We start from the raw sequence: 25,954 nt of genomic DNA on the forward strand, positions 1-25,954 counted from the left end.
CTAAGGTTCGCCGGTCACTGAATTTCTCGGTGATCGGGTTTAGTAGCCCGACTGTTGGACACTCTTAGTGCATGAGCCTCATCTGAGTTTGATGGCGGCTGTGCGTAGGGCACCTTCGGGTGCGCCGGCTTTGAGTGTCCACCGGTCTACTAACCTGCGTACAGCTGCCACCCTTCGTTTAGTAGCGATACGGCGGCGGCCTATTCCAGGACGCTTAAATGATCAAAGAAACTGAAAAACCGCCAATCACTCTTTTCACCCTTACGCCTGACACCCCAACCGAAACCCTGTTGATCAACAGCTACGAAACCGTGTGCTCCGTCAGCACCTTGTTGCTCGACCTGTCCGACGACCTCACCGGCAAACACCGCGATCTCGCCCTCGCCATTCACCAACTGAGCGAGCTATCCGTCTTGATGGTCGGCAAAGCCATGGACCAGCACACACCGCGAACCTAAAGCCCTGCTCGGTCAAAAATGTGGGAGCGGGCTTGCTCGCGAAGGCGTTGTATCAGCTACAAATAGGCTAACTGACCCACCGCATTCGCGAGCAACCCAGCTCCCACATTTTGACCGTACCCACTTAAGACCCTCGCTGTCATCTACGCCCCCTGCTAGATTGGCCATTCACCATCGTCAGGGAAGCACCATGGCACACTCACTGAAAATTCTCGGCCGCACGTCCTCCATCAACGTGCGTAAAGTGCTCTGGACCTGCCAGGAACTAGGCATCGACTACGTGCGCGAAGACTGGGGCATTGGCTTCAAGCCCACCCAGTCCGCCGAATTCCTCGCCCTGAACCCCAACGCCCAAGTGCCGGTGCTGATCGACGACCACGGCGTGTTGTGGGAGTCCAACACCATCTGCCGCTACCTCATCGGCCTTTACCAACGCACAGACCTGCTGCCCGCCGAACCCGCGCCACGCGCGCGGGTCGAGCAATGGGTGGACTGGCAAGCCACCGAACTCAACCGCGCCTGGGGCGATGCCTTCACCGCGCTGGTGCGCAACAACCCGGACGGCCTGGACGCCACGCAGATTGCCGCCGCCGTGCAGGTGTGGAACGAAAAGATGGGCCTGCTGGAACAGCAGTTGGCCAACACCGGTGCTTATGTCGTCGGGGATGAATTTACCCTCGCCGATATCCTCATCGGCCTCTCGGTGCACCGCTGGCAGAGCACGCCCATGGAACGCCCGCCCTACCCCGCGATTGCAGCGTACTACCAGCGCCTCAGCGGGCGCCAAGGCTTCAAGACCTTTGCCCTCGACGGCCACAACTAACACAAGGACTCACCGTGAACGGACTCAACGTACTGCTGACCGGCGCCTGCGGAAGAATCGGCAAGACCTTTTTCGAAGCCTCGAAGGAGCGCTACCGCTTCACCCTCACCGACCGCCTCGCACCGGATTTCGATGTCGGTGAGCACCGCTTCGTGCACGCCGACCTCAGCGATAAAACCCGCCTCGCGGCCCTGCTGGATGGCATCGACGTGATCGTGCACCTGTCGGGCATCCCCCACGCCAGCGCGTCGTTCGACGCGTTGCTGCCGAACAATATCCTCGCCACCACCTACCTGTTCGAAGCGGCCGTGGCGGCGGGCGTCAAGCGCCTGGTATTCGCCAGCAGCGCGCAGACCATCGAAGGCTACCCGGTGGACCGCCAAATCACCCCAGGCATGCCGGTGATGCCCGCCAACCTGTACGGCGTGAGCAAATGCTACGGCGAGGCACTGTGCGGCTATTACGCGGCGAAAACTCCGCTCTCCACGATTGCGCTGCGCATCGGCGCCTTTGAGTTCACCGAAACCCACGAGCTCAATAATGCCCGCGACCTCAGCGCCTGGCTCAGCCCGCGTGATGCCGTGCAACTGCTGCAACGCTCGGTGGACGCTGAAGGTGTGAAGCACCTGATCGCCCACGGTATTTCCAATAACCGCTTCAAGCGCCTGGACTTGAGCGAAACCACGCGGGTGCTGGGCTATCAACCGCTGGATGACGCCTTTGAGACCTTCAAGATCCCCATCACCTATTGAGCCTCTGCGCCATAAAAGCGTGAAAGCTGACACCCAGGCGCAATAAATCGGCGAATGTGTGGCCTGCCGCACGCAACTTCACAAGCGCCGATTTCCGTTAGCCCGCTAAGATTCCAGCTCACTGCCCCTGGAATCTGCCCATGTCGACACTCACCGCCTCAGCCACGGACGGCATCGACCCGATCCGTGCCGCCCATATCAGCGCGCGCATCGACCGCCTACCCGCCGTCGCCACTCTTTGGCGCCTGGTGGCCTTGTTGTCAATCGGCGGCTTTTTCGAGCTGTATGACCTGTTCCAGACCGCCTACATCAGCCCCGGCTTGATCAGCGACGGGATTTTCCACACCGGCAGCGAAGGTGTGTTTGGCTTCTCCGACCAGGCGGCGTTTGCCTCAGCGACCTTTCTGGGCCTGTTCCTTGGCGCCAGCCTGCTCAGCCCCATCGCCGACCGCTTCGGGCGCCGGGCGATTTTTACCTTCGCGCTGATCGGGTACACCGTGGCGACCGTGCTGATGGGTATTCAAACCTCCGCGCTGGGCATCATCTGCATGCGTTTTCTGGTGGGCATCGGCCTGGGCATCGAGCTGGTGACCATCGACGCTTACCTCTCGGAACTGGTGCCCAAGCGCATGCGCAGCTCGGCGTTCGCGTTCGCGTTTTTCATTCAGTTTCTGTCGGTGCCGGCGGTGGCGTTGATGTCGTGGTGGCTGGTGCCCCAGGCGCCGTTCGGGGTGTCCGGCTGGCGCTGGGTGGTGCTGAGCAGTGCCGTGTTTGCGTTATTTATCTGGCAACTGCGCAAGCGCCTGCCGGAATCACCCCGTTGGCTGGCGCAAAAGGGCCGCTTTGACGAAGCCGGGCAGATCATGGACAGCCTCGAAGCACGCTGCCAACGCGATCACGGCAAACCGCTGGATGAGCCCGTACCCGAAGCGGTCAGCGTGCACGGCAGCGGGCGTTTTGCGGATATCTGGCAACCGCCCTACCGCCGCCGGGCACTGATGCTGATCGTGTTCCATGTGTTCCAGGCCATCGGCTTTTTCGGCTTCGGCAATTGGTTGCCGGCGTTGTTGTCGGGTCAGGGCGTGAGCGTGACCCATAGTTTGATGTACGCCTTTATCATCACCCTCGCCTACCCGCTGGGGCCGCTGCTGTTTGTGAAGGTGGCCAATCGTTTTGAAAACAAATGGCAAATCGTCGGTTCGGCGATGGGCGCGATGGTCTTCGGCAGCCTGTTCGCCCTGCAAACCACCGCGGTGGGGCTGGTGATCTGCGGGGTGATGATCACGTTCTGCAATGCCTGGCTGAGCTTCAGTTACCACTCCTACCAGAGCGAATTGTTCCCGACCAATATCCGCGCACGGGCGGTGGGGTTCTGCTATTCGTTCAGCCGCTTGTCGACGGTGTTCAGCAGCCTGTTGATCGGGTTCATTCTTGAGCATCTGGGCACGCCGGGCGTCTTGGCGTTTATTGCCAGCAGCATGTTGATCGTGATGATCACCATCAGTTGGTTCGGGCCGCGTACGCGTAACCTGGCGCTGGAGAATATCGCCCACTGACGGCAACGCTTGGCCGCCGGCAGGACAACGCTTGCCGCGACGGCCGCGCCAGCCCCAGTAAAAGCGCGGATTTGGCACTCGGCATGCTATTTGCTCCAGCTGTCGCACCGAACACATTTACGCAGGTGACCGATCATGCTGGTTAACAATAACGCCCAAGCCGTGTCGACCGTCGAAAAGCTCAAGCGCACCGACATGGACCCCGCCAACGCCGCTGCCAGCACGCTGTACAGCGGTGCCGTGCAAGCGGCTCAGCAAAGCGTCACCGTACCGGCTGCGCAGCAGGACCTGAACAAGGCCAACGACCGAATCGACGAAGCCTTCGCCAAGACCCGTGTGCAGTTGCAAGCCACGACGGCAGCACCTACGGCGGCAACCGACACACCGGCAGCGGGCTCGACCACCAGCACCGCGCGTGCGGATTTCACCGACTACATGAGCAAATCCCCGGCGGAACGCATCCGTGAGCAATTGCTCAAGGAGCAGGGTTTGACCGAAGCACAAGTGCAGGCAATGCCGCAGGAAAAACAGGACGCGATTGCCAAGCAAGTGGCTGATCGCGTGAAGCAGCAGCAAGATCAGCAAGTAGCGGCGAAAGCCACTGACCCGGCGCAAGCGGTTAAAGAAACCCTGGCGGCGATTTAACAGACACCGCTGATCACAGGTGGGCGCTGGCTGGCCTGAGATGCAGAAACCCGGGTGTATCAGGTACACCGAGTTGATGCGATCGCAGGCACTCCAGCGCCCACAGAGGTTGGGTTACCACGGCGGTAACGTATCTACTGCAATTGCAGGGTCGAGTTGAACTGACTGATCGCATCCACCACATGCCGTGACCCTTCCTGAATCTCCAGGATCACCTGCCCCGCCTCATTCGCCAGTTCCACCCCCAGCCCGGTGCGGCTCAGGCTCGACTGCATGCTCGACACTGCGCTCAGCGACAGGTCGTGGTTTTTGCGCACCACATCGACAATCTCCACGGTTGCCTGGCTGGTGCGCGCTGCGAGGCCGCGCACTTCGTCGGCCACCACCGCAAATCCACGCCCATGTTCGCCCGCCCGCGCCGCCTCAATCGCCGCGTTGAGCGCGAGCATATTGGTTTGTTCGGCAATGCCACGGATGGTCTGCACGATGGCGCCGATGATGTCTGACTGTTTGTTGACCGCGTCGATGCTTTGGGCCGCCTGATTCAGGTCGCTGGAAATCGCTTCGATGATCTGCACGGTTTGCTGCACCACCTCCGAGCCCTTGCGTGCGCAGGCGTCGTTTTGCACCGAAGTGGCGTGGGCCGAATCGGCGGCGGTGCGCAGGGTGGTGACCTGATCGGTGATGTCGCTGGCGAACTTCACCACTTTATACAGGCGCCCGTTGGCGTCGAAGATCGGGTTGTAAGAGGCTTCCAGAAACAGGGTTTTGCCGTATTTGTTTTTCCGCTCAAAACGATGGGAGTGATATTCGCCACGGTTGAGCGAGGCCCAAAAAGCCTTGTAAGCCGGGGAATCCACTTCACTGCGCTGGCAGAACAGGCTGTGGTGCTGGCCGATGATTTCTTCGCGCGAATACTGCACCGCACGCAGGAAGTTATCGTTGGCATTGATGATCTGGCCTTGAGGGGTAAATTCGATCACCGCCATGGAGCGGCTGATGGCGTCGATCAGGCTCTGGTTCTCGTGTTCATGGTGAACCCGTGCGGAAATGTCCGCGGCGACTTTGATCACGCTCTGCACCTGATTGTCGCTGCCCAGCACCGGCATGTAGCTGGCTTCGAGCCACACCTCCTCGCCGTGCTTATTCAGGCGCATAAAGGTGCCGCTCAAGGCTTCGCCCCGCGCCAGGTCGCGCCACAACTTGGCGTAGGGCTCGGTGTGGGTGTAGGCCTCTTCGCAAAAGATGCGGTGATGTTGGCCGCGAATCTCCTCGACGTTGTAGCCCATGGTTTTGCAGAAGTTCTCATTGGCGTCGAGGATCACGCCGTTGCGGTCGAATTCGATCATCGCCATGGAACGGCTGATGGCGGCGAGCTTGGCGTTGGCTTCGGTGAGCGCACAGGAAAAACGTTGGATTTCTTGCAGGTCGGATTTGTGATGGCGGTTGAACATGATCAGATCACCCTTGATTCCCGGCGCCTGAAAGGCGCATTCCATTCATGTGTTGGACAGTGCTGGCTAACCTTCATGGGCAAATAACCATCCGAAACGCTGTATATGCCAAACGTCATCAACGGTCTTGGATCAGCATAGACAGGGCGTGGCGCTATGCAAGGCCACTAATCAGCCAGCATTTTTAACAACGCACTGACGGCCATCGAGGGTGAACGGGTGGGTGAACCGACCAAGGCAAATTCGCGGTGCAATGGGACGCTCAACGGCATCACACGCAGGCCATTGAGCTGGGGTGGCAACGCCATCTGAGGCACCAGCGTGACGCCGACGCCTTCGCGCACCAGGCTGTAGGCACTGCTCCATTCGCGCACTTCCACGCGGATATCGCGCAGGGTCAGCCCCGCCAATGCGCCCAGGCTGCGGGCATTGGCGGTGCAGCCACCGGTAGCCAGCACGAAGGGTTGCTGGAGCAATGCCTCAAGCGACACCGTGGCATCGGCCGGGCGCTGCGCGATGGGATGGTGGGTCGGCAGCACCGCCATCCAAAAGTCACGCCCCAACACCGTGGCGTTGCGCGCAGGCTCGGGGTTGAGCACCACGCCCAGGTCGATCAGCTCGGCATCGAGCAAGGCGTGCACTTCGCTGTCGGTGACATCCAGGGTGGTGATCTCGATACCTGGGTGCAACTGACGAAAACGTTGCAGCAACGGCGTCAGAAAGGTCGCCAGCACCATCGGAAAACTGGCAATGCGAAGGCTCCCACTCAGCAATGGTCGAGACTCATCCACGGTGGTGCGAATGGCCTGCAATGCACCCATCATCACCCGCGCGTGCTCGATCACCCGGCCTCCCAGGGCGGTAGGCAGGGTCTTGCGCGGTTCACGTGTGAACAGTTGCGCACCCAAGGCTGCCTCCATGGAGGCCATGGCTTGGCTGGCAGCGGACTGGGTCATGCCGACCCTTTCGGCGGCGGCCGTGATGCTGCCGTGGTCGGCCACCGCCACCAGCAAACGCCAGTGCATCAGGTTCATCATGGCAGTAGCTGTCCTTATGGGTGGCGTCTGAAGGTTTAATTTTACGCAAGGTGCCACGCCGGCGAGACTGGCGCAAATCAACCACACCCGATCAGGAGCCACCCTGCATGAAACTGTACTTTTCCCCCAATGCCTGTTCTCTCGCCCCGCATATCGTGTTGCGCGAATTGGCGTTGCCGTTCGAGCTGGTGCGGGTCGATAACCAGGCCAAAACCACGGCCGACGGCGACGATTTCCTGCAGATCAACCCCAAGGGCTATGTGGCGGCGCTGCAACTGGACAATGGCGAAGTGCTGACAGAAGCCAGTGCGATCCTGCAGTACCTGGCCGACCTGAAACCCGCCGCGCACCTGGCCCCGGCCAATGGCAGCTGGGAACGCGTGCGCTTGCAGGAGTGGCTGAACTTTATCGCCAGCGAGGTTCATGGCGGGCTGGCGATTTTCTTTAACGACGCGATTCAGGGCGACCTGCGGGCGATGTTCGTGGCCAAGGTGCACAAGCGTTTTGCGATTCTGGTGCAAACGCTGGAGCGCCAGGACTACCTGTTGGGGTCGCAGTATTCGGTGGCGGACGCGTATTTGTTCGTGGTGCTGCGCTGGGCGGGGTTGCACGCTATTAACCTGCAACAGTGGCCGGCGTTGGCGGCGTTTCAGCAGCGAATTGGCGAGCGGCAAACAGTTATCGCGGCCCTGGCCGCCGAAGCCTGATGGCCTGAAATGCAATTAAAAATGTGGGAGCGGGCTTGCTCGCGAAAGCGGAGTATCAGCCACCGAATGTTTCGACTGATACACCGCATTCGCGAGCAAGCCCGCTCCCACAGTTGAACGGCGGTGTTTTAGAGAAAGCGTTTCACACCTCTAGCGTCGAGGCTGCTGCGTTGGCTGCCGAGAATCCATGATCTGAAATGCAAATAAACAGGTGGGAGCGGGCTTGCTCGCGAAGGCGGAGTGTCAGCCAACGAATGTTTCGACTGATACACCGCATTCGCGAGCAAGCCCGCTCCCACAGTTGAACGGCTTGGTTTTAGAGAAAGCGTTTCACACCGCTAGCGTCGAGGCTGCTGCGTTGGCTGCCGAGAATCCATGATCTGAAATGCAAATAAACAGGTGGGAGCGGGCTTGCTCGCGAAAGCGGAGTGTCAGCCACCGAATGTTTCGACTGATACACCGCATTCGCGAGCAAGCCCGCTCCCACAGTTGAACGGCGTTGTTTTAGAGAAAGCGTTTCATACCGCTAGCGTCGAGGCTGCTGCGTTGGCTTCCGAGAATCCATGATCTGAAATGCAAATAAACAGGTGGGAGCGGGCTTGCTCGCGAAAGCGGAGTGTCAGCCACCGAATGCTTCGACTGATACACCGCATTCGCGAGCAAGCCCGCTCCCACAGTTGAACGGCGGTGTTTTAGAGAAAGCGTTTCATACCGCTAGCGTCGAGGCTGCTGCGTTGGCTGCCGAGAATCCATGATCTGAAATGCAAATAAACAGGTGGGAGCGGGCTTGCTCGCGAAAGCGGAGTGTCAGCCACCGAATGCTTCGACTGATACACCGCATTCGCGAGCAAGCCCGCTCCCACAGTTGAACGGCGGTGTTTTAGAGAAAGCGTTTCATACCGCTAGCGTCGAGGCTGCTGCGTTGGCTGCCGAGAATCCATGATCTGAAATGCAAATAAACAGGTGGGAGCGGGCTTGCTTGCGAAAGCGGAGTGTCAGCCACCGAATGTTTCGACTGATACACCGCATTCGCGAGCAAGCCCGCTCCCACAGTTGAACGGCGTTGTTTTAGAGAAAGCGTTTCATACCGCTAGCTTTGAGGCTGCTGCGTTGGTTGCCGAGAATCTATGATCTGAAATGCAAATAGACAGGTGGGAGCGGGCTTGCTCGCGAAAGCGGAGTGTCAGCCACCGAATGTTTCGACTGATACACCGCATTCGCGAGCAAGCCCGCTCCCACAGTTGAACGGCGTTGTTTTAGAGAAAGCGTTTCACACCGCTAGCTTTGAGGCTGCTGCGTTGGTTGCCGAGAATCTATGATCTGAAATGCAAATAAACAGGTGGGAGCGGGCTTGCTCGCGAAGGCGGAGTGTCAGCCACCGAATGTTTCGACTGATACACCGCTATCGCGAGCAAGCCCGCTCCCACAGTTGAACGGCGTTGTTTTAGAGAAAGCGTTTCATACCGCTAGCTTTGAGGCTGCTGCGTTGGTTGCCGAGAATCTATGATCTGAAATGCAAATAGACAGGTGGGAGCGGGCTTGCTCGCGAAGGCGGAGTGTCAGCCAACGAATGTTTCGACTGATACACCGCTATCGCGAGCAAGCCCGCTCCCACAGTTGAACGGCGTTGTTTTAGAGAAAGCGTTTCACACCTCTAGCGTCGAGGCTGCTGCGTTGGCTGCCGAGAATCCATGATCTGAAATGCAAATAAACAGGTGGGAGCGGGCTTGCTCGCGAAAGCGGAGTGTCAGCCACCGAATGTTTCGACTGATACACCGCTATCGCGAGCAAGCCCGCTCCCACAGTTGAACGGCGTTGTTTTAGAGAAAGCGTTTCACACCGCTAGCGTCGAGGCTGCTGCGTTGGTTGCCGAGAATCCATGATCTGAAATGCAAATAGACAGGTGGGAGCGGGCTTGCTCGCGAAAGCGGAGTGTCAGCCACCGAATGTTTCGACTGATACACCGCATTCGCGAGCAAGCCCGCTCCTACAGTTGAACGGCTTGGTTTTAGAGAAAGCGTTTCATACCGCTAGCGTCGATCAAGACGCTATGGGGCCTTGAGCACAATCTGCTGCACATCGACTTTTTTCGGGATCAGGCCGTTGGCGAAGAACAGGTCGGCGGTGCGCTGCTGGTTCGCGATGTCGATGGCTTGCAGTGAGCGGATCGGTGCGGGCGAGCGGTGCTCGAAGTAGCTTTTGACCACGGCCGGTGGCAGGCCCAGGGTCTTGGCCATCAACGCGATGCTTTGCTCGGGCTGGTCCAGGGACAGGCGCTGCGCCTTGGCCAGGGTGTTGATAATCGCCCCGACGGCCTGCGGGTGTTGCTGGGCAAACGGGCGGCTGACCACGAAGAAACTGCCGGCCGGGTTGAGGCCTTGGCCGTCGCCCAATACGCGGGCGGAACCGTCCACTACCGCGGCCGAGTAGTACGGGTCCCACACCACCCACGCGTCGACCTTGCCTTGCTCAAACGCGGCACGCCCGTCTGAGGGTGACAGGTACACCACGTTCACATCCTTCCATTGCAAGCCGGCGCGCAGCAGGCTTTTGAGGAACAGGTTGTGGGCGCTGGAACCTTTGAGCAGTGCCACCCGCTTGCCCTTGAGTTCGGCCACGCTTTGAATCGGGCTGGTTTTAGGCACCAGTACCGCTTCGGTCTTGCCGTCGTTCGGCTCGACGGCAAAGTACTGCAAATCAATGCCGGCGGCCTGGGCGAAGATCGGCGGGATGTCGCCGATATTGCCGATGTCCAGGCTGCCGCCATTCAGCGCTTCGATCAGCGGCGGGCCGCCGAGGAATTCGATCCACTGCACCTGGGTGCCGGGCAGCGCTTCTTCGAACAACGTGTGCTCACGGGCCAGCACCATGCTGACCGAGCTTTTCTGGTAGCCGATGCGCAACGTGGAGGGTTCGGCTGCCAACACGTGACCGGCAACCAGCGAGAGAACGACCGCAGCGAGGACTTTCAGCATCAGAGCGCTCCCTTGACCTTGGCCGCGACATCCGCGGGCACCCATTGTTGCCAGACTTGCGGCTGCTCTTTGAGGAACGCCAGCGCGACTTGGCGCGGTTGTTCACGCTTCTCGCTCATCTGCGCGAGGATGCCGTTGAGCAAGTCGATCGGCAGGTCGACTTTTTCAAAGAACCTGACCAGTTGCGGGTACTGCGCCTTGAACGGCGCCGACACGCCAATCGCCAGGTGCGCGGGCATCGAGCGGGTGCCGATGGGGTGCGGGTTGTTGGCGTCGGCCAAGGTTTTCCAGGCGTCGGCGTTGAACGCCGGCTCTTCCAGTTTGATCAACTTGAAACGCCCCAGCAGCGGGGTCGGCGACCAGTAGTAGAACAACACCGGTTTGCCACGGCGGATCGACGAGGCCACTTCGGCATCCAGCGCCGCACCGGAGCCGGTGCGGAAGTTAACGAAGGTGTCGGTCAGGCCATAGGCCTTGAGCTTCTGACTGTTGACGATTTCCGAGGTCCAGCCGGTGGGGCTGTTGAGGAAACGGCCTTTGCTTGGGTCTTCGGGGTCGCGGAACACGTCCTTGTAGCGCGCCAGGTCGGCCACAGATTTGAGGTCCGGCGCCAGGGGTTTGATGCCGCGTTCTGCATCACCTTTGATTACGTATTCAGGCACCCACCAACCTTCCGTGGCGCCTTTGACCGTGTCGCCCAGGCCGAAGACTTTGCCTTCGGCTTCAGCCTTGACCCACGCCGGACTGCGCCCGGCCCACTCTTCGCCGATCACCTGAATATCGTCCTTGGCCAGCGCGGCTTCCAGGCTCACGGTGCTGCCGGGCAGCGTGTCGGTGGGCAAGCCGTAGCCTTTCTCGACGATCAGGCGCAGCACTTCGGTGATCAGGCTGCCGCTTTCCCAAGTGATGTCGCCGAAGTGGATCGGTTTGACCGCTTCGGCGGCCTGGGTCGGCGAGGTCAGCACAGCGAGCGCCAGTAGCGAGCCACCGAGCAGGTTTTTTAGTGTTCTCATGAGTAGCCTCTTGGCGGTTCGATTTACACATATTCAACGTGGGTACGATCAATGCGGCGGTTCATTCCCGGCCCAGCCGCAGGCAACGGTTGAGCGCACGGGCCATGTAGTCGCTGACCGAGCGCTGGGAAATCCCCAGTTCGGCGGTGATCTCGGGGTAGGTCAGGCCATTGAGTTGCGACAGCAGGAAGGTCGCCTTGACCTTGGCCGGCAAGCCGTCGAGCAACTGGTCAACGGCTTGCAGGGCCTGGAGTCTTTGCGCGAGGTCTTCGGGCGACGGCACGGTGCTCGTTTCGTCGTTAGCCAGGGCGTCGAGGTAGGCGCGCTCCAGGTCGCGGCGCCGCCACACTTGGTACATCAGGCGCTGGGCGATGGTGGTGAGCAAGGCGCGCGGCTGTCGAATCGGCAGCACGCCCGGCGCACTCAGCAGCTGGGTGAAGGTGTCAGCGGCGATGTCTTCGGCGTGAGCACGGGAGTCGAGGTGACGCTGCAAACGGCTGCACAGCCAGTCGTAATGACTGCGGAACAATCCGCCCACGTAATCGCTGTGAGAAATGTCGGCGCCGGACATAGTGGCTCCATCTAAGTAGGTTGCACGTTATGTCCGGCGTTCCGGTGGAGCGATCCTAGCAAGGCTGCTTATTCTTTAATAATATTTAAAAGGTATTTTTATATAACCTTATTGAAGCTTTGAATAGCCGATGCTGGCGGCCCGTTGCTGGTAGTCCAGCAGCACCTGATAGTGATCTTCACTGGCCGGCAGGACTGCCTGGATCCCCAGCGTTTCGACTACATCGGGTAACTCCTGCAACGCGAGGTTCATCGCTTCACGAATCCGCGTGACCTGCTGATCGCTCAGGCTCAACGGCCCGATGTAGGGCAAGGTCGGGCTTGGCGCGCTGTGGGTGACAATGCGCAGCCCGGCAACTTCCTGCGGCGCGAAACGGGCGAGGTAGTCGTAGGTGACGCTGTCGATGGCGGCAAGATCAGCGCGGTCTTCGCGCAGCCAACGCAGGCTTTCGCGGTGAGCGCCGCTGAGGCCGACGCTGGCGAAGAAATGGCCGTCGCGTTGCAACGGCGCCAGGCGTTCGCGCAGCAGGTTCATGCCACTGTTGGAGTCGTGGCCGTTGAGCACGCCGCGGCTGTTGTAGAAGTCGGCCAGCTGGGTGCGCGGGTTGTCGTTGCGGGTCAGCAGCAGGCTGCAATGCTCGCCATTGCTGCTGTGAGCCAGCGCATAGTGCGGGCGACCGATCACACGCACCTGGCCGCGTAGTTGAGTCATCAGCGGGTAGCCGCACGTTTGCGTGACGAGCAGCTCGGGGGCCCGCCACAGGCTGGGCAGGTCAAGGTGGTCGGCGTTGCGGCGGGTCAGCTGCAGGCGCTCGAAGAGGCGGGTCAGCCAGCGCTGGTTGGCGTGCTGCACCGCCTCTGGCGCGACGTACATCAGCAGCTCGGCGTAGTGGTCACTCATGGTCGTCTCTCAAGCAAAAGGGTGCCGGGGGCTGTCGATGGCCTTGAGGCCGTGGCGGCTGATCAGTTGGCCGTAACCCTGCAGCAGAAAGCCGCCGCTGCGAGCCACCCATTGTTCACGGCGGGCGCGGTAGACCGTGGGCAGCAAGTACCAGGGCAATTTCGGCAAGTCGTGGTGCACCAGGTGCAGGTTGTTATTGAGGAACAGCCACGTCCACGGCCACGCCGCTTCGTTGAGCACGGTGCGCTGTTCCGGCTGCGGGTGCGGGCGGTGTTCATAGTAGGAACGGATCGACGCCAGGGACAAGGCCGGCACACTGACCAGCAGCAGGTAGTGCCACACCGGCAGAGCGCTGTGGTGGGCGATAAAGCTCAGCATCAATGCCGTCACGGCGCCGTGGGCCAGCCACATCGGCCATACCTGCGCCAGGCGCTGGAACTCATGGCGCGCCAATCGGCCAATCGCCAGCGGCGCGGCCAACACGCAACGGCCGAGCACGGTTTTGGTCAGCCAATGCACGCCACGTTCAAACAATGAGCTGGCGTCCCATTGTTGTTGAGTGAGATAGCGGCTTTCCGGATCGATGCCCGGCAGGGTCAGGTCTTGATCGTTGTGGTGGAGCAGATGGCTGTTGCGATACAGCGTATAGGGATACCACACGGCAAAGGGCGCGTAGCCGAGCAGTTTGTTCACCAGCAGGGAACGGGTGGGATGGCCGTGGAGCAGCTCGTGCTGCACCGACAGCCATAGCGTCACCAGAGGAATCAGCAACAGGGTGCTCAGCCACAGGCCGAGCCAATCGCTGCCGAGTATCACGGCGAACCAGCCGCTATACACACCGATCAACAGTAGCCAGGTCGGCCATTCGGTCGTTGCGGTAAAACCGCGTGCCAGGGCTTCGATTTCCCGGCGTTGGGTTAGATCAAGGTAGTAGGCCATCGGCAGCTCAGAGCAGGTGTTTCCTGCTCTGTGCATTGAGGCGCGCAAATCTTGCAGATCGTTTGGTTCTAAGCGTGTAACTCAGTGACCGAACAGGCCTGTATCGGACTTTTTGGCTTTCTTGTCAGCGCGTTTTTCATCGGCGGTTTTTGCCGGTTTCTTCTTCGCGGCTTTCTTTGAATCCATACCTTTGGCCATGATGCATGCTCCACTTACGGGGGATGTAACACTGGGTATACCACCTATTGCCCGGCAGAAGGCGCTTATAATCCCCAGCCCTTGATTATGTTGCCCAAACACCATGCCTGAACTGCACATCGAACCCCTGGCAGAGCCGCTGTGGCCGCTGCTGAACAAGTTTTACCGCAGCCATGATTCGTCGATGAAGGCCATGAAGGGTGGGCGCTTATGGGTAGCGCGCGACGGCGAGATTGTGGCCGGGTTGTGCCTCTCCCCCGTGGTGGGAGGGCAGTGGCTGACCGGGGTGTTTGTCGACCCGGCTTATCGCGGCCAGGGGCTGGCCGCGCGTTTGATTTTGCAGGCGGTGGACGACGTGGCGGGGACCGTCTGGCTGCTGTGCCATCCCGACCTGGAAGGTGTGTATCAGCGCATGGGGTTCACCCAGGATACGCGGCTGCCGCAATCCCTCAGCGAGCGGTGGGTGCGCTACAAACGTAACAAGCCAATGATCGCCATGGGGCTTATAACCAACGCAAAGGTCGACCGCGGATAATGTGTGATCAGCCGGTCCGGAGCCCATGCTAGCCTCGATGGCACAGTGGCCCCTTACAGGATGATCATGAAAACGACACTTGCAGCGCTGTCCCTCACCGCCCTCCTCGCGCCAACCTTCAGCCACGCCGCGGATGCGCCGATTACCGCTGAGCAGTACGCCAGTGTGCTGGCCGGCAGTTGGCGCGACCCGGCCAACAGCGCACGCGACGGCTATCGCCACCCGCAGCAAACCCTGGCGTTCTTCGGCTTGGACGCCAAGCAGACGGTGATCGAAATCACCCCCGGTGCCGGCTGGTACAGCGAAGTGCTGGCGCCGCTGCTCAAAGACCACGGGCATTACATCGCCGCCGTGCAGGCAGCGAGCAGCAGCGCCTATGCGCGCACCTCCGAAGACAACCTGAAAAAGAAATTCGCCGCCGACCCGACGCGCTATGCCAAGGCCCACGTGGTGGAGTTCGACCCCAAGGCGCCGGTGTTTGGTACACCCGCTTCGGCCGATGCCGTGCTGACCTTCCGCAACGTGCATAACTGGGTGGCGGCCGATACCGCAGGCGCTACATTCAGTGCGTTTTACTCGGTGCTCAAACCGGGCGGCGTGCTGGGTGTGGAAGATCACCGGGCCAAAGACGGTGCGAACCTGGAAGCGATCAAGGACAGTGGTTACCTGACCACAGCCCAAGTGGTGAAACTGGCGACCGATGCCGGGTTCAAGCTGGCTGGGCAGAGTGAGGTGAATGCCAACCCCAAGGACACCAAGGATTATCCGGGTGGCGTCTGGACGTTGCCGCCAACGTTGAAGTTGGGCGAGCAGGACAAGGCCAGGTACGTGGCGATTGGAGAGTCGGATCGGATGACGTTGCGGTTTGTTAAACCCGCCAAATAGTTCGGCCTGAAATAATATCCCAAGGTGGGAGCGGGCTTGCTCGCGAAGGCGGAGTGTCAGTCAATGTATTCGGTGACTGATACACCGCTTTCGCGAGCAAGCCCGCTCCCACATTTTCGGTCTCAGTGTGGCTGCGCGTTACTCGTCGGCATTCGGGTCCATCTCCGGAAACATCACTTCGATGTATCCGAATTTGCTGAAGTCGGTAATCCGCGACGGGTACAACCGGCCGATCAGGTGGTCACATTCATGCTGCACCACCCGCGCGTGGAAGCCCTCGGCGACGCGCACGATGGGCAAGCCCTTGGGGTCGAAACCTTCGTAGCGGATCTGCTGGTAACGGTCCACCGCGCCACGTAGACCGGGCACGGACAGGCAACCTTCAAACCCCTCTTCCAGCACGGGACTGAGCGGCGTAATCAACGGGTTGATCAAGATGGTCTGCGGCACCGGTGGCGCGTCCGGGTAGCGTTCACTGGCCTCAAAACCAAAGATCACCAGTTGCAGATCAACGCCGATCTGCGGGGCCGCAAGGCCGACACCGCCGACGTGCTCCATGGTCTGGAACATGTCATCAATCAATTGCCACAGCTCGGGGCTGTCAAACATTTCCGGCGGAACCGGTGGGGCGATACGCAGCAGGCGTTCGTCGCCCATTTTCAGGATTTCACGGATCATCGATCAGACTTCGTCGGTAGTGGGCTTGGAGTGGTCCCGGCCGAGGCCTGAGACGTGCTGTTTTTCATCCGTGTGCGTGCTTTCATCAAAATCCTTTTCGCCTGGGTCCTTGCCTTCGGCGGACATGTGTTCGATCACGGCATTCATCTCGGCCCCGAGCAACAGCACGGCGGCGGAAATATAGAAGTACAGCAGCAGGACAATAATCGCACCGATGCTGCCATACATGGCGTTGTAGTCGGCAAAGGTTTTGACGTAATAGCCAAACCCCAGGGAGGCAATAATCCACACCACCACGGCCAGCACCGAGCCGGGGGTGATGAAGCGGAATTTCTGCTGCACGTCAGGCATCACGTAGTACATGAGGGCCACCGCGAACATCAGCAAAATCACGATCAGCGGCCAGCGCAGGATGGTCCACAGCGTCACCACGAATTCCTGCATGCCGATCTGCCCGGCGAGCCACTCCATCACCTGCGGGCCAAGCACCATCAGCGCGGCGGCGGCCAGCAACATGCCGGCGATGCCGACGGTGTAGAAAATCGACAGCGGGAAACGCTTCCAGATCGGCCGACCTTCGACCACATCGTAGGCGGCGTTCATCGCGCTCATCATCAACCGCACACCCGCCGACGCGGTCCACAAGGCGATCACGATACCCACGGACAGCAAGCCACCCTTGGATTGCTGCAACTGGTCGATCACCGGGTTGACCTGTTCCAGCGCCTGGGGCGGCAGCACCAGCTCCGACTGCATACGCAGCCAGGTGAAGAAGTCCGGCAGGTGCAGGAAACCAATCAGGGCGATAAGGAACAACAAGAAGGGAAACAGCGAGAACAGCATCTGGTAGGCCAGTGCCGAGGCGTAGGTAGGCATTTCGTCATCGACGAATTCCTTGACGGTGCGCACCAACACTTTGTGGAGCTTGAGGCCGTCGAGTACCGGAAAAATCATAGCGTCTCCTTTCGCCGCATAAAGGGTGAGGTCGTGGGCGACTCAGGGGCCGTTTTCTACATCAAAGTAGACCATTTGGCGACTTTGAAACAATTTCCAAACTTTAGTTGCACGCTTTACACAAAAACGGCCATCCGTGGATGGCCGTCGGGCTGCATGAATCCAGCCGGCGATTCAGTGTTACTTGACGGCTTTTTTTACCGCATCTTTGGTGTCGCCGACGGCTTTTTCGACCTGACCTTTCTTCTCCTGCACGACACCTTCGGCGCGGAGTTTGTCGTTGCCGGTAACCTTGCCCACACCTTGCTTGATGTTGCCGACGAGTTCGTCTTTCAAACCTTTTGCCTTATCCGATGTGCTGCTCATGGTATTTCTCCGAAAGAACAATCAAGGGTTTTGGTCACTACCTAAAGATTGACCCAAGGCCATTCGGCAGAGTTTCAATTATTTTCAGCGCGCATTTCATCGCCGGCGACAGGTTTGGCTTTATGTTTTGCCGCCAACCCACGAGAATGCCCGGCACATTCAGGCTATAACGCTGAATAACAGATCCCGTAGGAAGGTTATGAAACTCAATAAAGCACAGGCCATCGCCCGCAGAAACCAGGAACTGGGCGGTGCCGTACTCGGCGTCAACAACTGCCACTTCACTGACCTGGACAGCAAACGCAACATCTGGTGGTTCGACCTGCCGGTGGTGCGTATTGGTGTGGGGCAGTACGAGTGGATTCACCTGTTGATGCACAACGCCGAGACTGACCAGTTGCTGCACTTGAAGGTGCCGACGGCGTTCCTGCGTGAAAAGCTCGAAGGGCTGGTGGTGCGCAATGCGAACAAGCGCAAGCCGGAGATCACCCTGGAGCTGAGCGCCGACAAGGATTCGTTCCTCAAAGACGTGCGCCCGGCCGGTGCGGGCGTGAGCTTCGCGCAGTTTGCCGTGTAGCACACTCGGTCAATTACGGTGGGCGCTGGCAAGCCTGCTCCCACCGTGGATCGCATCCCAACCCAGGCATTAAAAAACCCCGCATGGCGGGGTTTTTTATTCGGTTACTTTTTCAGGCCCAGCTTCTTCAGCTCTTCATCGCGCAACTCACGGCGCAGGATCTTGCCCACGTTGGTGGTCGGCAACGCATCACGGAACTCAACGGCCTTGGGCACCTTGTAGCCGGTGACATTGGCGCGCATATGTTCCATCACCTGGTCCTTGGTCAGGGTAGCCCCTGGCTTGACCACGATGAAGATCTTGATGTGCTCCCCGGATTTCTCGTCCGGCACGCCAATGGCCGCGCACTGCAGCACGCCCGGCAGGGTCGCCAGCACGTCTTCCAGCTCGTTCGGATAAACGTTGAAACCGGAGACCAGAATCATGTCTTTCTTGCGATCGACAATGCGCATGTAGCCGTCCGGCTGGATAATCGCGATGTCGCCGGTCTTCAACCAGCCTTCGCTGTCGAGGATCTCGGCGGTAGCGTCTTCGCGCTGCCAGTAGCCTTTCATCACCTGCGGGCCTTTGACGCACAGCTCGCCGATTTCGCCCAGGGCCAGTTCAACGCCGTCATCGGTAATGACTTTGCACACAGTAGACGGCACCGGAATGCCGATGGTGCCGATCTGGATGTTCTGGATCGGGTTGACCGTCGCCACCGGGCTGGTTTCGGTCATGCCGTAACCTTCGCAAATATTGCAGCCGGTCACGTCCTTCCAACGTTCAGCAGCCGCCAGTTGCAAGGCCATGCCGCCGGACAGGGTGACTTTGAGCGCGGAGAAATCCAGCTTGCGGAACGCTTCGTTGTTGCACAGCGCCACAAACAGCGTGTTCAGGCCGACAAAGCCGCTGAACTTCCACTTCGACAGTTCCTTGACCATCGCCGGCAGGTCGCGCGGGTTGCTGATCAGGATGTTGTGGTTGCCGATCAGCATCATCGCCATGCAATGAAAGGTGAAGGCATAGATGTGGTAAAGCGGCAGCGGCGTGATCAGGATCTCGCAACCTTCATTGAGGTTGGAGCCCATCAGCGCCTTGCACTGCAGCATGTTGGCAACCAGGTTGCGGTGGGTGAGCATCGCGCCCTTGGCCACGCCGGTGGTGCCGCCGGTGTATTGCAGCACGGCAACATCGCCGCTGGCCGGGCTGGCATCATTGACCGGTTGGCCGTGCCCCTTGGCCAGCACGTCGTTGAACTTGACCGCCTTGGGCAAGTGATAGGCCGGGACCATTTTTTTCACGTACTTGATGACGCTGTTGATCAGCAGGCGCTTGAACGGCGACAGCAGGTCAGCGACTTCGGTGACGATCACGTGCTTGACGGCGGTCTTGGGCACGACTTTTTCAGCCAGGTGCGCCATGTTGGCCAGGCAAACCAGAGCCTTGGCTCCGGAATCATTGAATTGGTGTTCCATTTCCCGCGCGGTGTACAGCGGGTTGGTGTTGACCACGATCAGGCCCGCACGAATGGCGCCGAACACGGCGACCGGGTATTGCAGGACATTGGGCAGTTGCACGGCGATTCGATCGCCAGGCTTCAAGTCGGTATGCTGTTGCAGGTAGGCGGCGAAAGCGCCGGACAATTCGTACAGTTCACCGTAGGTGAGTGTCTTGCCCAGGTTGCTGAAAGCCGGTTTGTTGGCGAAGCGCTGGCAGGACTGTTTAAGTACCGCCTGAATATTTTGATACTCGTCTGGATTGATGTCTGCAGCAATCCCGGCGGGGTACTTATCCTTCCAAAAGTCTTCGTTCATGGAAGCCCACTCCTCAGCGACGCGAATTCATCATCGCATTTGATGCGATTATTATTGGTGTATGTTTTTTTAGGTGAGTCTGGCGCTTTCAAGCAGGCCGAGAAGTCACAAAGCGCGCCGAGAGTAGCAGCTTTGCCAGAGGCCGACTAGAGCCAAAAGAGGGCCCTACAGTCATAAACATGACTCAAGAATATCTAATGGTCATTTTTAGAGCAAAGATTCTATAAGCCTGGATAGCGCTCTGGAATGGGCCTTCCAGCACAATAAATACCAATGTGGGAGCGGGCTTGCTCGCGAATGCGGTGCTTCAGTCGATACATCTGGTGACTGATACACCGCATTCGCGAGCAAGCCCGCTCCCACACTTTTTAAACGCACTTCATATCAAGCGATGTCGCGCAGCTCCCGCCGCAGGATCTTGCCCACCGGCGTCATCGGCAACGACTCGCGCAACACAATATGCTTGGGCACCTTGTACCCGGTGAAATTGGTCTTGCAGTACGCCTTCAGCTCTTCAAGGCTCACGCCCTGCGCACGCGCCACCACAAACAGTTTCACCGCCTCCCCGGTGCGATCATCCGGTACGCCGATCACAGCGCAGTTGGCTACCGCCGGGTGGGCCATCACCACGTCTTCGATCTCGTTGGGGTACACGTTAAAGCCCGAGACGATGATCAGGTCTTTCTTGCGATCAACAATGCTCACGAACCCATCGGCATCGATTACCGCGATGTCACCGGTTTTCAGCCAGCCCTCGGCGTCGAGTGTCTCGGCGGTGGCCACCGGTTGCTGCCAGTAGCCCTTCATCACCTGCGGCCCCTTGATGCACAGCTCGCCGCGCTCACCGAACGGCAGCTCGCGCCCTTCGTCGTCGATAACTTTCATCGCCGTGCCCGGCACCGGCACACCCACGGTCCCCAGGCGCGACTGGCTGCCATAGGGGTTGGTGCTGGCCACCGGGGAGGTTTCGGTCAGGCCGTAGCCTTCGCCGATGGAACAACCAGTCAACGCTTTCCAACGCTCGGCCGTGGCCTTGACCAGTGCCGTGCCGCCGGAGTTGGTGATCTTGAGACGGGAAAAATCCAGGGTCTTGAAATCCGGGTGGTCCATGAGCGCCACAAACAACGTGTTCAGCCCCAACAGGCAGGAGAACCGCCACTTTTTCAGTTCCTTGATGAAGCCGCCGATGTCCCGCGGGTTGGTGATCAGCACGTTGTGGTTGCCAGTCACCATCATGCACATGCAGTTCGCCGTGAATGCATAGATGTGGTACAGCGGCAGCGGCGCGATCATCACCTCCTGGCCTTCTTTCACCAGCGGCTGGCCGTCGTCGGTGAGTTGGGACATGCACGCCCGCGCCTGCTGCATATTGGCGACCAGGTTGCCATGGGTGAGCATCGCGCCCTTGGCCAGGCCGGTGGTGCCGCCGGTGTATTGCAGCACAGCGATGTCATCCAGGGTCACCGGATGCCGAATCAGGCCCTGCCCTGCGCCCATGCGCAGCGCGCGCTTGAACGATACCGCCCGTGGCAGGTGGTAGGCCGGGACCATTTTCTTGACTTTGTCGACCACGGTGTTGATCAGCCAGCCCTTGGCCGCCGGCATGAAGTCGCCCATCTTGGCTTCGATGAGGTAGTCGATCTCGGTATCGGCGCACACTTCCTGCACGCGCGAACCGAACAGGTTGAGGTAGACCAGCGCACGAATACCGGCGTCCTTGAACTGGTGGCGCATCTCACGCGGAGTGTACAGAGGGTTGGTGTTGACCACGATGAGCCCGGCACGCAACGCGCCAAACACCGCAATCGGGTAATGCAGCACGTTGGGCATCTGCACCGCTATGCGCTCGCCAGGCTTGAGGTCGGTGTGCTGTTGCAGGTAGCTGGCGAACGCCGCACTTTGGCGCTCAAGCTCGGCGTAAGTCAGGGTGATGCCCATGTTGCTGAATGCCGGACGGTCGGCAAAAGCCTTGCAGGAACGCTCGAAGACTTCGATCACCGACTTGTAGGTGGTGAGGTCGATGTCATGGGGAACGCCCGCCGCGCGTTTGTCATTCCAGAAATCAGGTTGCATTATTCTTGTCCTCTTACCTGAGTGTGTCCGGCCGCTGCAGCTGTAAAAAACCGGCTGCGATAAAAAGCGGAGCTTTGAGGACGGTAGCAGCTATGGCCAATCAGGCAAATACAGGAAACAGCGTCATCAATTGCGTGAATCTTCGTACAAGGGCCTGCACAGATCAAACGCACGCCTGGGGATGAGCTATACACTGCAACGACCTCGAGCAAAGGAAGCGCCATGAACCACCGCACCTTCTGGCTGACCGCGAATGACCGCAGCCGCCTGTACGTCAATCAATGGCTGCCGGAAGGCCCGGCCAAGGCCATGATCATGCTGTCCCACGGCATGGCCGAGCACAGCGGGCGTTATGCGCGCCTGGCCGACGCGTTGTGCGCCGCCGGCTATGGCGTGTATGCGCTGGACCAGCGCGGCCATGGCCGCACCGCCGATGAGGGCACGCTGGGCCTCTACGCCGAGAAGGATGGGTGGAACAAGGTGGTCGGCGACCTTGCCAGCCTGAACCAGCACATTGGCCAACAGCATCCGGGGCTGCCGATCATGCTGCTGGGGCACAGCATGGGCAGCTATATCGCCCAGGCCTACCTGGTGCATCACAGCGCCAGCTTGAAGGGCGTGATTCTCAGCGGTTCGAATTTCCAGCCGGTGGCGCTGTACCGCGCGGCCGCCGTGATCGCCCGCCTCGAACGCGCACGCCAAGGCTTGCGTGGGCGCAGTGCACTGATCGAGTTCCTGTCATTCGGCTCGTTCAACAAAGCGTTCAAGCCCAACCGCACGGCGTTTGATTGGCTCAGCCGCGACCCGAATGAAGTCGATAAATACATCAACGACCCGCTGTGTGGATTCCGCTGCACCAACCAGCTGTGGATCGACTTGCTGGGCGGCTTGCAGCAAATCAGCAAAGCGTCCAATCTCGAACAGATCGTCCCGGGCCTGCCGATCCTGGTGTTGGGCGGAGAATGTGATCCGGTGAGTGAAGGCAAGCGTCTCAAAAACCTGGCCCACGCATTGCGCGAAGCCGGCTGCCAGAACCTGCAACTGAATATTTATCCGCAGGCACGCCATGAAGTGTTCAATGAAACCAACCGCGATGAAGTCACTGCGGATGTACTGACGTGGCTAGACCAGACGCTGGCGCTGCACAGCCCGACCCGCTGCGAATAATTTTCCGTATAAAGTCAAACACTTATCATCAGCCAATTTAATTACCGATTAGCCACAGGATGTACCTTTAGATGACTCAGGTTACCAACACCCCGTACGAAGCCCTCGAAGTTGGCCAGACCGCCAGTTACAGCAAGACCGTCGAGGAGCGCGACATCCAGCTGTTCGCCGCCATGTCCGGTGACCATAACCCCGTGCACCTGGATGCCGAGTACGCCAAGGCGACCATGTTCAAGGAGCGTATCGCCCACGGCATGTTCAGCGGCGCCCTGATCAGCGCGGCCGTTGCCTGCGAGTTGCCTGGGCCGGGCACCATCTATATCGGCCAGCAGATGACCTTCCAGAAGCCGGTAAAAATCGGCGACACCCTGACCGTGCGTCTGGAAATCCTCGAAAAGCTGCCAAAATTTCGCGTCCGCATTGCCACCCGTGTCTTCAACCAGCGCGATGAGCTGGTGGTCGATGGCGAGGCGGAAATCCTCGCGCCACGCAAGCAGCAGGTCGTGACCCTGACCGAGCTGCCGCCGATCAGCATCGGCTGATTGCAGCGTCAAGGTTAATACCAAGCACATGTGGGAGCGGGCTTGCTCGCGAAAGCGGTGGGTCAGTCACCTGAGAGGTTGACTGACCCACCGTCTTCGCGGGCAAGCCCGCTCCCACATTTGTTACACAGCAGGCCTTACGACTGAGCGCGAGCCTGGTTACGCAGGGCTTTCACCTGGTCGTGGTTGCGTTGTGCGCCGTGGAACTGACGCTCAACCAGGTCACGAATACCCAGCAGGTTGTGCTTGTTGATCTTCTCGATCGCTTCCTTGTAAGCCTTCAGTGCGTGGTCTTCACCGCGCTCGGCTTCGTTCAGGACAGCCTCTTCATCTTTACCGGTCACCAGGGACTTCACGTCAACCCAGCCACGGTGCAAGGCGCCGGCAACCGAACCGGAATTTTCCGGGTCGCCGCCCAGGGCTTTCACAGCGGTTTGCAATTCGGCGGCAGCGGTGGCGCAGTCGGTGGAGCGCTTGACGAACAGGGCTTTAAGCTCTGGGTGCTTGATGTCTTCAGCACAGGTAGCGAAGCCTTTCTGGCCGTCTTTGCTGGTCTCGATCAGGTCGTTCAGTACGGAGATCGATTCTTTATTGATGTCAGTCATTTTTCAATTCCTTGTGCGGGTTAAGAAAGGTGTCTTAGTAATTGCAGCGCCCGTGCCAAGTTTTTGAAAAAGTATTTTTCTTTATTTTTCAATAACTTAAAAATTAATGAACCATCTGTATGTACGTTATTTGCATGATCTGTCATTTGGCCTTCATGCAGAATGCCTGTATTTTCCAAGGTCTCGACTCAAACACTGAAGCCCATGAACCCCGAAAAACTCGAACTGCTGATCACCCGAGAAATGCCCTTCGGCAAATACAAGGGACGGATCATCGCCGACCTGCCCGGCCCCTACCTGAACTGGTTTGCCCGTGAAGGTTTCCCCCACGGCGAGCTGGGCGGTTTGCTGGCCTTGATGCAGGAAATCGATCACAACGGCCTGTCCGAATTATTGGAACCTCTACGCGTAAAACACGGTAAACCCGCCCCTCGCCATTAAGAGCCCACGCCATGCCACGGAATGCCGATAACGAACGTCACTGGCAGGCCATTGCCGAGCGCTATGTGTTGGAACCTGGCCCGATCAATCTGGAGAATGGCTACTTCGGGCGCATGAGCCGCGCGGTCCAAGCGCAGTACCTGGAGCACGTTGCATTTATCAACCGCAGCAACTCGTTGTATGTGCGCCAGCGGTTCGAGCAAGGTCAAAACGTCGATATCCTTCGCCAACTGGCCGGGCTGATTGAGGCCGCCCCGGAGGCGATTGCGTTCACCCGCAATGCCACCGAAGCCTTGCAGTCACTGATCCGCAACTACAACGGCCTGAAACCGGGCGACCAGGTGCTGATCAGCGACCTGGAGTACGACACAGTCAAAGGCGCCATGCGCTGGCTGGCCGGTTATCGGGGTGTCGAGGTGATCGAAATCTCCCACACCCACCCGGCAAGTTTCGACAGCCTGTTGCAGACTTATCGTGAGACGTTCGCGCAGTACCCGCGCCTGAAGATGATGGCATTGACCCATGTCACCCACCGCACCGGCCTGGTGATGCCCGTCGAGGCCATTGCCAGGGCCGCGCGCGAGCATGGCATCGACGTCATCCTTGATGGCGCCCACGCGTTGGGCCAGATCGAGTTCAACCTGGCGGCGCTCGGCATTCAGTTTGCCGGCTTCAACCTGCACAAATGGATCGGCGCGCCGTTGACGCTTGGCTTCCTCTATATAGCCCCGGAACGCCTGGCCGATATCGACCCGGACATGGGCGAGTTCCACTACCCCGCCACTGACGTGCGCGCACGCACGCCCTACAGCACGCCGAACTTTCCGGCATTGATGACCTTGCCGCTGGTGCTCGAAGAGCATCGCGCACTGGGCGGCTCGGCGGCCAAGGGGGCGCGGGTCAATTACCTGCGCGACTTATGGGTTAGCCAGGTACGGCAGCTGCCGGGGATTGAAGTGCTGACGCCGGACGATCCACGGCTGTATTGCGGGATCACGGCCTTCAAGTTTACGGGGCGGGATCAAGCGGCGATGGCGCAACGGTTGCTCAAGGAGTATGACCTGTTCACCACTACCCGTGTCGGGGCAGCGTTTGGCACGTGTATTCGAGTGACGCCGGGGTTGGTGACGTCGGCGGCGGATATCGGTGTACTGGTCAAAGCGATCACTGAACTAAACGCGGATTAAAAATGTGGGAGCGGGCTTGTGTGGGAGCGGGCTTGCTCGCGAATACGGTGTGTCAGTCAACGAATATGCCAACTGAACCACCGCATTCGCGAGCAAGCCCGCTCCCACATTAATCGGTGT

At 59.4% G+C, this 25,954-nt stretch carries 26 protein-coding genes and 1 pseudogene; 13 read left to right on the forward strand and 14 right to left on the reverse strand.

Going from position 1 to position 25,954, the window contains the following annotated elements:
• Positions 1-218: 218 nt before the first annotated feature.
• From CPH89_RS03505 to CPH89_RS03525, 5 genes are all read left to right on the forward strand, one after another.
• Positions 219-458 carry a DUF6124 family protein gene (locus CPH89_RS03505; RefSeq protein WP_053257671.1) on the forward strand — a complete coding sequence of 80 codons (240 nt, stop codon included), beginning with the start codon at positions 219-221 and terminating at the stop codon, positions 456-458.
• A 190-nt stretch (positions 459-648) separates the two neighbouring features.
• A complete protein-coding gene (locus tag CPH89_RS03510; protein WP_053257672.1) occupies positions 649-1,281 on the forward strand; it encodes a glutathione S-transferase family protein in 633 nt (210 codons plus the stop codon).
• Between the two features lie 14 nt (positions 1,282-1,295).
• The gene (locus tag CPH89_RS03515) at positions 1,296-2,033 is read left to right on the forward strand and encodes an NAD-dependent epimerase/dehydratase family protein (RefSeq protein ID WP_053257673.1); all 738 of its coding nucleotides are present in this window, start codon (positions 1,296-1,298) and stop codon (positions 2,031-2,033) included.
• Between the two features lie 140 nt (positions 2,034-2,173).
• A complete protein-coding gene (locus CPH89_RS03520) occupies positions 2,174-3,589 on the forward strand; it encodes an MFS transporter (protein ID WP_053257674.1) in 1,416 nt (471 codons plus the stop codon).
• A 135-nt stretch (positions 3,590-3,724) separates the two neighbouring features.
• A complete protein-coding gene (locus CPH89_RS03525; RefSeq protein ID WP_053257675.1) occupies positions 3,725-4,234 on the forward strand; it encodes a hypothetical protein in 510 nt (169 codons plus the stop codon).
• Positions 4,235-4,368: 134 nt separating this feature from the next.
• Here CPH89_RS03525 and CPH89_RS30840 read toward each other — a convergent pair whose 3' ends face one another.
• The 3 genes and pseudogenes from CPH89_RS30840 to CPH89_RS03535 all read right to left on the reverse strand — a co-directional run bounded on the left by CPH89_RS30840 (position 4,369) and on the right by CPH89_RS03535 (position 6,725).
• Positions 4,369-4,941 carry a methyl-accepting chemotaxis protein gene (locus tag CPH89_RS30840; protein WP_408634342.1) on the reverse strand — a complete coding sequence of 191 codons (573 nt, stop codon included), beginning with the start codon at positions 4,939-4,941 and terminating at the stop codon, positions 4,369-4,371.
• A gap of 18 nt (positions 4,942-4,959) precedes the next feature.
• Positions 4,960-5,733 (reverse strand): annotated as a pseudogene (locus CPH89_RS30845) (PAS domain-containing protein); the annotation flags it as partial.
• 122 nt (positions 5,734-5,855) lie between these two features.
• Positions 5,856-6,725 carry a LysR family transcriptional regulator gene (locus CPH89_RS03535; RefSeq protein ID WP_053257676.1) on the reverse strand — a complete coding sequence of 290 codons (870 nt, stop codon included), beginning with the start codon at positions 6,723-6,725 and terminating at the stop codon, positions 5,856-5,858.
• Between the two features lie 107 nt (positions 6,726-6,832).
• Between CPH89_RS03535 and gstA the strand changes: the two genes are divergently transcribed.
• A complete protein-coding gene (gstA, locus tag CPH89_RS03540) occupies positions 6,833-7,432 on the forward strand; it encodes a glutathione transferase GstA (protein WP_053257677.1) in 600 nt (199 codons plus the stop codon).
• 2,048 nt (positions 7,433-9,480) lie between these two features.
• Here the strand turns inward: gstA and CPH89_RS03545 are convergent.
• The 5 genes from CPH89_RS03545 to CPH89_RS03565 form a co-directional block, all read right to left on the reverse strand.
• Positions 9,481-10,407: an aliphatic sulfonate ABC transporter substrate-binding protein gene (locus CPH89_RS03545; RefSeq protein ID WP_053257678.1), complete on the reverse strand. Its 927-nt coding sequence runs from the start codon at positions 10,405-10,407 to the stop codon at positions 9,481-9,483.
• Positions 10,407-11,420 carry an ABC transporter substrate-binding protein gene (locus CPH89_RS03550; RefSeq protein WP_053257679.1) on the reverse strand — a complete coding sequence of 338 codons (1,014 nt, stop codon included), beginning with the start codon at positions 11,418-11,420 and terminating at the stop codon, positions 10,407-10,409. Before CPH89_RS03550 ends, CPH89_RS03545 begins: the two co-directional genes overlap by 1 nt.
• 61 nt (positions 11,421-11,481) lie before the next feature.
• Positions 11,482-11,991 (reverse strand): sigma-70 family RNA polymerase sigma factor, encoded by a 510-nt coding sequence (locus CPH89_RS03555; protein WP_053257680.1) that lies wholly within the window; start codon positions 11,989-11,991, stop codon positions 11,482-11,484.
• Between the two features lie 108 nt (positions 11,992-12,099).
• Positions 12,100-12,891 (reverse strand): phosphate/phosphite/phosphonate ABC transporter substrate-binding protein, encoded by a 792-nt coding sequence (locus tag CPH89_RS03560; protein ID WP_053257681.1) that lies wholly within the window; start codon positions 12,889-12,891, stop codon positions 12,100-12,102.
• A 9-nt stretch (positions 12,892-12,900) separates the two neighbouring features.
• Entirely contained in the window at positions 12,901-13,830 is a 930-nt protein-coding gene (locus CPH89_RS03565; protein WP_053257682.1) for a fatty acid desaturase, read from the reverse strand.
• Between the two features lie 301 nt (positions 13,831-14,131).
• On the opposite strand from CPH89_RS03565, the gene CPH89_RS03570 reads away from it, so the two are divergent.
• Entirely contained in the window at positions 14,132-14,563 is a 432-nt protein-coding gene (locus CPH89_RS03570) for a GNAT family N-acetyltransferase (RefSeq protein WP_053257683.1), read from the forward strand.
• A 66-nt stretch (positions 14,564-14,629) separates the two neighbouring features.
• Positions 14,630-15,448 (forward strand): class I SAM-dependent methyltransferase, encoded by an 819-nt coding sequence (locus tag CPH89_RS03575; RefSeq protein WP_053257684.1) that lies wholly within the window; start codon positions 14,630-14,632, stop codon positions 15,446-15,448.
• 138 nt (positions 15,449-15,586) lie between these two features.
• Here CPH89_RS03575 and def read toward each other — a convergent pair whose 3' ends face one another.
• The 3 genes from def to CPH89_RS03590 all read right to left on the reverse strand — a co-directional run bounded on the left by def (position 15,587) and on the right by CPH89_RS03590 (position 17,446).
• On the reverse strand, positions 15,587-16,126 hold the full coding sequence (gene def / locus CPH89_RS03580; RefSeq protein ID WP_053257685.1) for a peptide deformylase: 540 nt from the start codon (positions 16,124-16,126) through the stop codon (positions 15,587-15,589).
• 3 nt (positions 16,127-16,129) lie between these two features.
• Positions 16,130-17,080: a YihY/virulence factor BrkB family protein gene (locus tag CPH89_RS03585; RefSeq protein WP_053257686.1), complete on the reverse strand. Its 951-nt coding sequence runs from the start codon at positions 17,078-17,080 to the stop codon at positions 16,130-16,132.
• A 180-nt stretch (positions 17,081-17,260) separates the two neighbouring features.
• On the reverse strand, positions 17,261-17,446 hold the full coding sequence (locus CPH89_RS03590) for a CsbD family protein (protein ID WP_053257687.1): 186 nt from the start codon (positions 17,444-17,446) through the stop codon (positions 17,261-17,263).
• Between the two features lie 199 nt (positions 17,447-17,645).
• Between CPH89_RS03590 and CPH89_RS03595 the strand changes: the two genes are divergently transcribed.
• Positions 17,646-18,023, forward strand: a complete 378-nt coding sequence (locus tag CPH89_RS03595; RefSeq protein WP_053257688.1) for a hypothetical protein — start codon at positions 17,646-17,648, stop codon at positions 18,021-18,023.
• 104 nt (positions 18,024-18,127) lie between these two features.
• On the opposite strand, the gene fadD1 is transcribed toward CPH89_RS03595, so the two are convergent.
• Together fadD1 and fadD2 are read right to left on the reverse strand one after the other, a co-directional pair.
• Complete coding sequence (gene fadD1, locus CPH89_RS03600) at positions 18,128-19,819, reverse strand: long-chain-fatty-acid--CoA ligase FadD1 (protein WP_053257689.1); 1,692 nt, start codon at positions 19,817-19,819, stop codon at positions 18,128-18,130.
• 384 nt (positions 19,820-20,203) lie between these two features.
• The gene (fadD2, locus tag CPH89_RS03605) at positions 20,204-21,892 is read right to left on the reverse strand and encodes a long-chain-fatty-acid--CoA ligase FadD2 (RefSeq protein ID WP_053257690.1); all 1,689 of its coding nucleotides are present in this window, start codon (positions 21,890-21,892) and stop codon (positions 20,204-20,206) included.
• Between the two features lie 222 nt (positions 21,893-22,114).
• Here fadD2 and CPH89_RS03610 point away from each other — a divergent pair, with 222 nt between their 5' ends.
• Both CPH89_RS03610 and CPH89_RS03615 read left to right on the forward strand, forming a co-directional pair.
• The gene (locus CPH89_RS03610) at positions 22,115-23,059 is read left to right on the forward strand and encodes an alpha/beta hydrolase (protein WP_053257691.1); all 945 of its coding nucleotides are present in this window, start codon (positions 22,115-22,117) and stop codon (positions 23,057-23,059) included.
• Between the two features lie 71 nt (positions 23,060-23,130).
• Positions 23,131-23,601, forward strand: a complete 471-nt coding sequence (locus CPH89_RS03615; protein ID WP_024077080.1) for a MaoC family dehydratase — start codon at positions 23,131-23,133, stop codon at positions 23,599-23,601.
• A 137-nt stretch (positions 23,602-23,738) separates the two neighbouring features.
• Here the strand turns inward: CPH89_RS03615 and CPH89_RS03620 are convergent, their stop codons facing one another.
• On the reverse strand, positions 23,739-24,206 hold the full coding sequence (locus CPH89_RS03620) for a ferritin-like domain-containing protein (RefSeq protein WP_053257692.1): 468 nt from the start codon (positions 24,204-24,206) through the stop codon (positions 23,739-23,741).
• 204 nt (positions 24,207-24,410) lie between these two features.
• On the opposite strand from CPH89_RS03620, the gene CPH89_RS03625 reads away from it, so the two are divergent.
• Both CPH89_RS03625 and CPH89_RS03630 read left to right on the forward strand, forming a co-directional pair.
• Positions 24,411-24,647 (forward strand): DUF3820 family protein, encoded by a 237-nt coding sequence (locus CPH89_RS03625; protein WP_017139191.1) that lies wholly within the window; start codon positions 24,411-24,413, stop codon positions 24,645-24,647.
• Positions 24,648-24,658: 11 nt separating this feature from the next.
• A complete protein-coding gene (locus CPH89_RS03630; RefSeq protein WP_053257693.1) occupies positions 24,659-25,834 on the forward strand; it encodes an aminotransferase class V-fold PLP-dependent enzyme in 1,176 nt (391 codons plus the stop codon).
• Positions 25,835-25,954 lie beyond the last annotated feature (120 nt).

This window comes from Pseudomonas fluorescens, assembly GCF_900215245.1.
Taxonomy (GTDB): domain Bacteria; phylum Pseudomonadota; class Gammaproteobacteria; order Pseudomonadales; family Pseudomonadaceae; genus Aquipseudomonas; species Aquipseudomonas fluorescens.

Coding starts and splice junctions, on each gene's coding strand:
- CPH89_RS03505 (WP_053257671.1), top strand. CDS start 219: ATGATCAAAGAAACTGAAAAACCGCCAATCACTCTTTTCACCCTTACG.
- CPH89_RS03510 (WP_053257672.1), top strand. CDS start 649: ATGGCACACTCACTGAAAATTCTCGGCCGCACGTCCTCCATCAACGTG.
- CPH89_RS03520 (WP_053257674.1), top strand. CDS start 2,174: ATGTCGACACTCACCGCCTCAGCCACGGACGGCATCGACCCGATCCGT.
- CPH89_RS03525 (WP_053257675.1), top strand. CDS start 3,725: ATGCTGGTTAACAATAACGCCCAAGCCGTGTCGACCGTCGAAAAGCTC.
- CPH89_RS03535 (WP_053257676.1), bottom strand. CDS start 6,725: ATGATGAACCTGATGCACTGGCGTTTGCTGGTGGCGGTGGCCGACCAC.
- gstA (WP_053257677.1), top strand. CDS start 6,833: ATGAAACTGTACTTTTCCCCCAATGCCTGTTCTCTCGCCCCGCATATC.
- CPH89_RS03545 (WP_053257678.1), bottom strand. CDS start 10,407: ATGCTGAAAGTCCTCGCTGCGGTCGTTCTCTCGCTGGTTGCCGGTCAC.
- CPH89_RS03550 (WP_053257679.1), bottom strand. CDS start 11,420: ATGAGAACACTAAAAAACCTGCTCGGTGGCTCGCTACTGGCGCTCGCT.
- CPH89_RS03555 (WP_053257680.1), bottom strand. CDS start 11,991: ATGTCCGGCGCCGACATTTCTCACAGCGATTACGTGGGCGGATTGTTC.
- CPH89_RS03560 (WP_053257681.1), bottom strand. CDS start 12,891: ATGAGTGACCACTACGCCGAGCTGCTGATGTACGTCGCGCCAGAGGCG.
- CPH89_RS03565 (WP_053257682.1), bottom strand. CDS start 13,830: ATGGCCTACTACCTTGATCTAACCCAACGCCGGGAAATCGAAGCCCTG.
- CPH89_RS03570 (WP_053257683.1), top strand. CDS start 14,132: ATGCCTGAACTGCACATCGAACCCCTGGCAGAGCCGCTGTGGCCGCTG.
- CPH89_RS03575 (WP_053257684.1), top strand. CDS start 14,630: ATGAAAACGACACTTGCAGCGCTGTCCCTCACCGCCCTCCTCGCGCCA.
- def (WP_053257685.1), bottom strand. CDS start 16,126: ATGATCCGTGAAATCCTGAAAATGGGCGACGAACGCCTGCTGCGTATC.
- CPH89_RS03585 (WP_053257686.1), bottom strand. CDS start 17,080: ATGATTTTTCCGGTACTCGACGGCCTCAAGCTCCACAAAGTGTTGGTG.
- CPH89_RS03590 (WP_053257687.1), bottom strand. CDS start 17,446: ATGAGCAGCACATCGGATAAGGCAAAAGGTTTGAAAGACGAACTCGTC.
- CPH89_RS03595 (WP_053257688.1), top strand. CDS start 17,646: ATGAAACTCAATAAAGCACAGGCCATCGCCCGCAGAAACCAGGAACTG.
- fadD1 (WP_053257689.1), bottom strand. CDS start 19,819: ATGAACGAAGACTTTTGGAAGGATAAGTACCCCGCCGGGATTGCTGCA.
- fadD2 (WP_053257690.1), bottom strand. CDS start 21,892: ATGCAACCTGATTTCTGGAATGACAAACGCGCGGCGGGCGTTCCCCAT.
- CPH89_RS03610 (WP_053257691.1), top strand. CDS start 22,115: ATGAACCACCGCACCTTCTGGCTGACCGCGAATGACCGCAGCCGCCTG.
- CPH89_RS03615 (WP_024077080.1), top strand. CDS start 23,131: ATGACTCAGGTTACCAACACCCCGTACGAAGCCCTCGAAGTTGGCCAG.
- CPH89_RS03620 (WP_053257692.1), bottom strand. CDS start 24,206: ATGACTGACATCAATAAAGAATCGATCTCCGTACTGAACGACCTGATC.
- CPH89_RS03625 (WP_017139191.1), top strand. CDS start 24,411: ATGAACCCCGAAAAACTCGAACTGCTGATCACCCGAGAAATGCCCTTC.
- CPH89_RS03630 (WP_053257693.1), top strand. CDS start 24,659: ATGCCACGGAATGCCGATAACGAACGTCACTGGCAGGCCATTGCCGAG.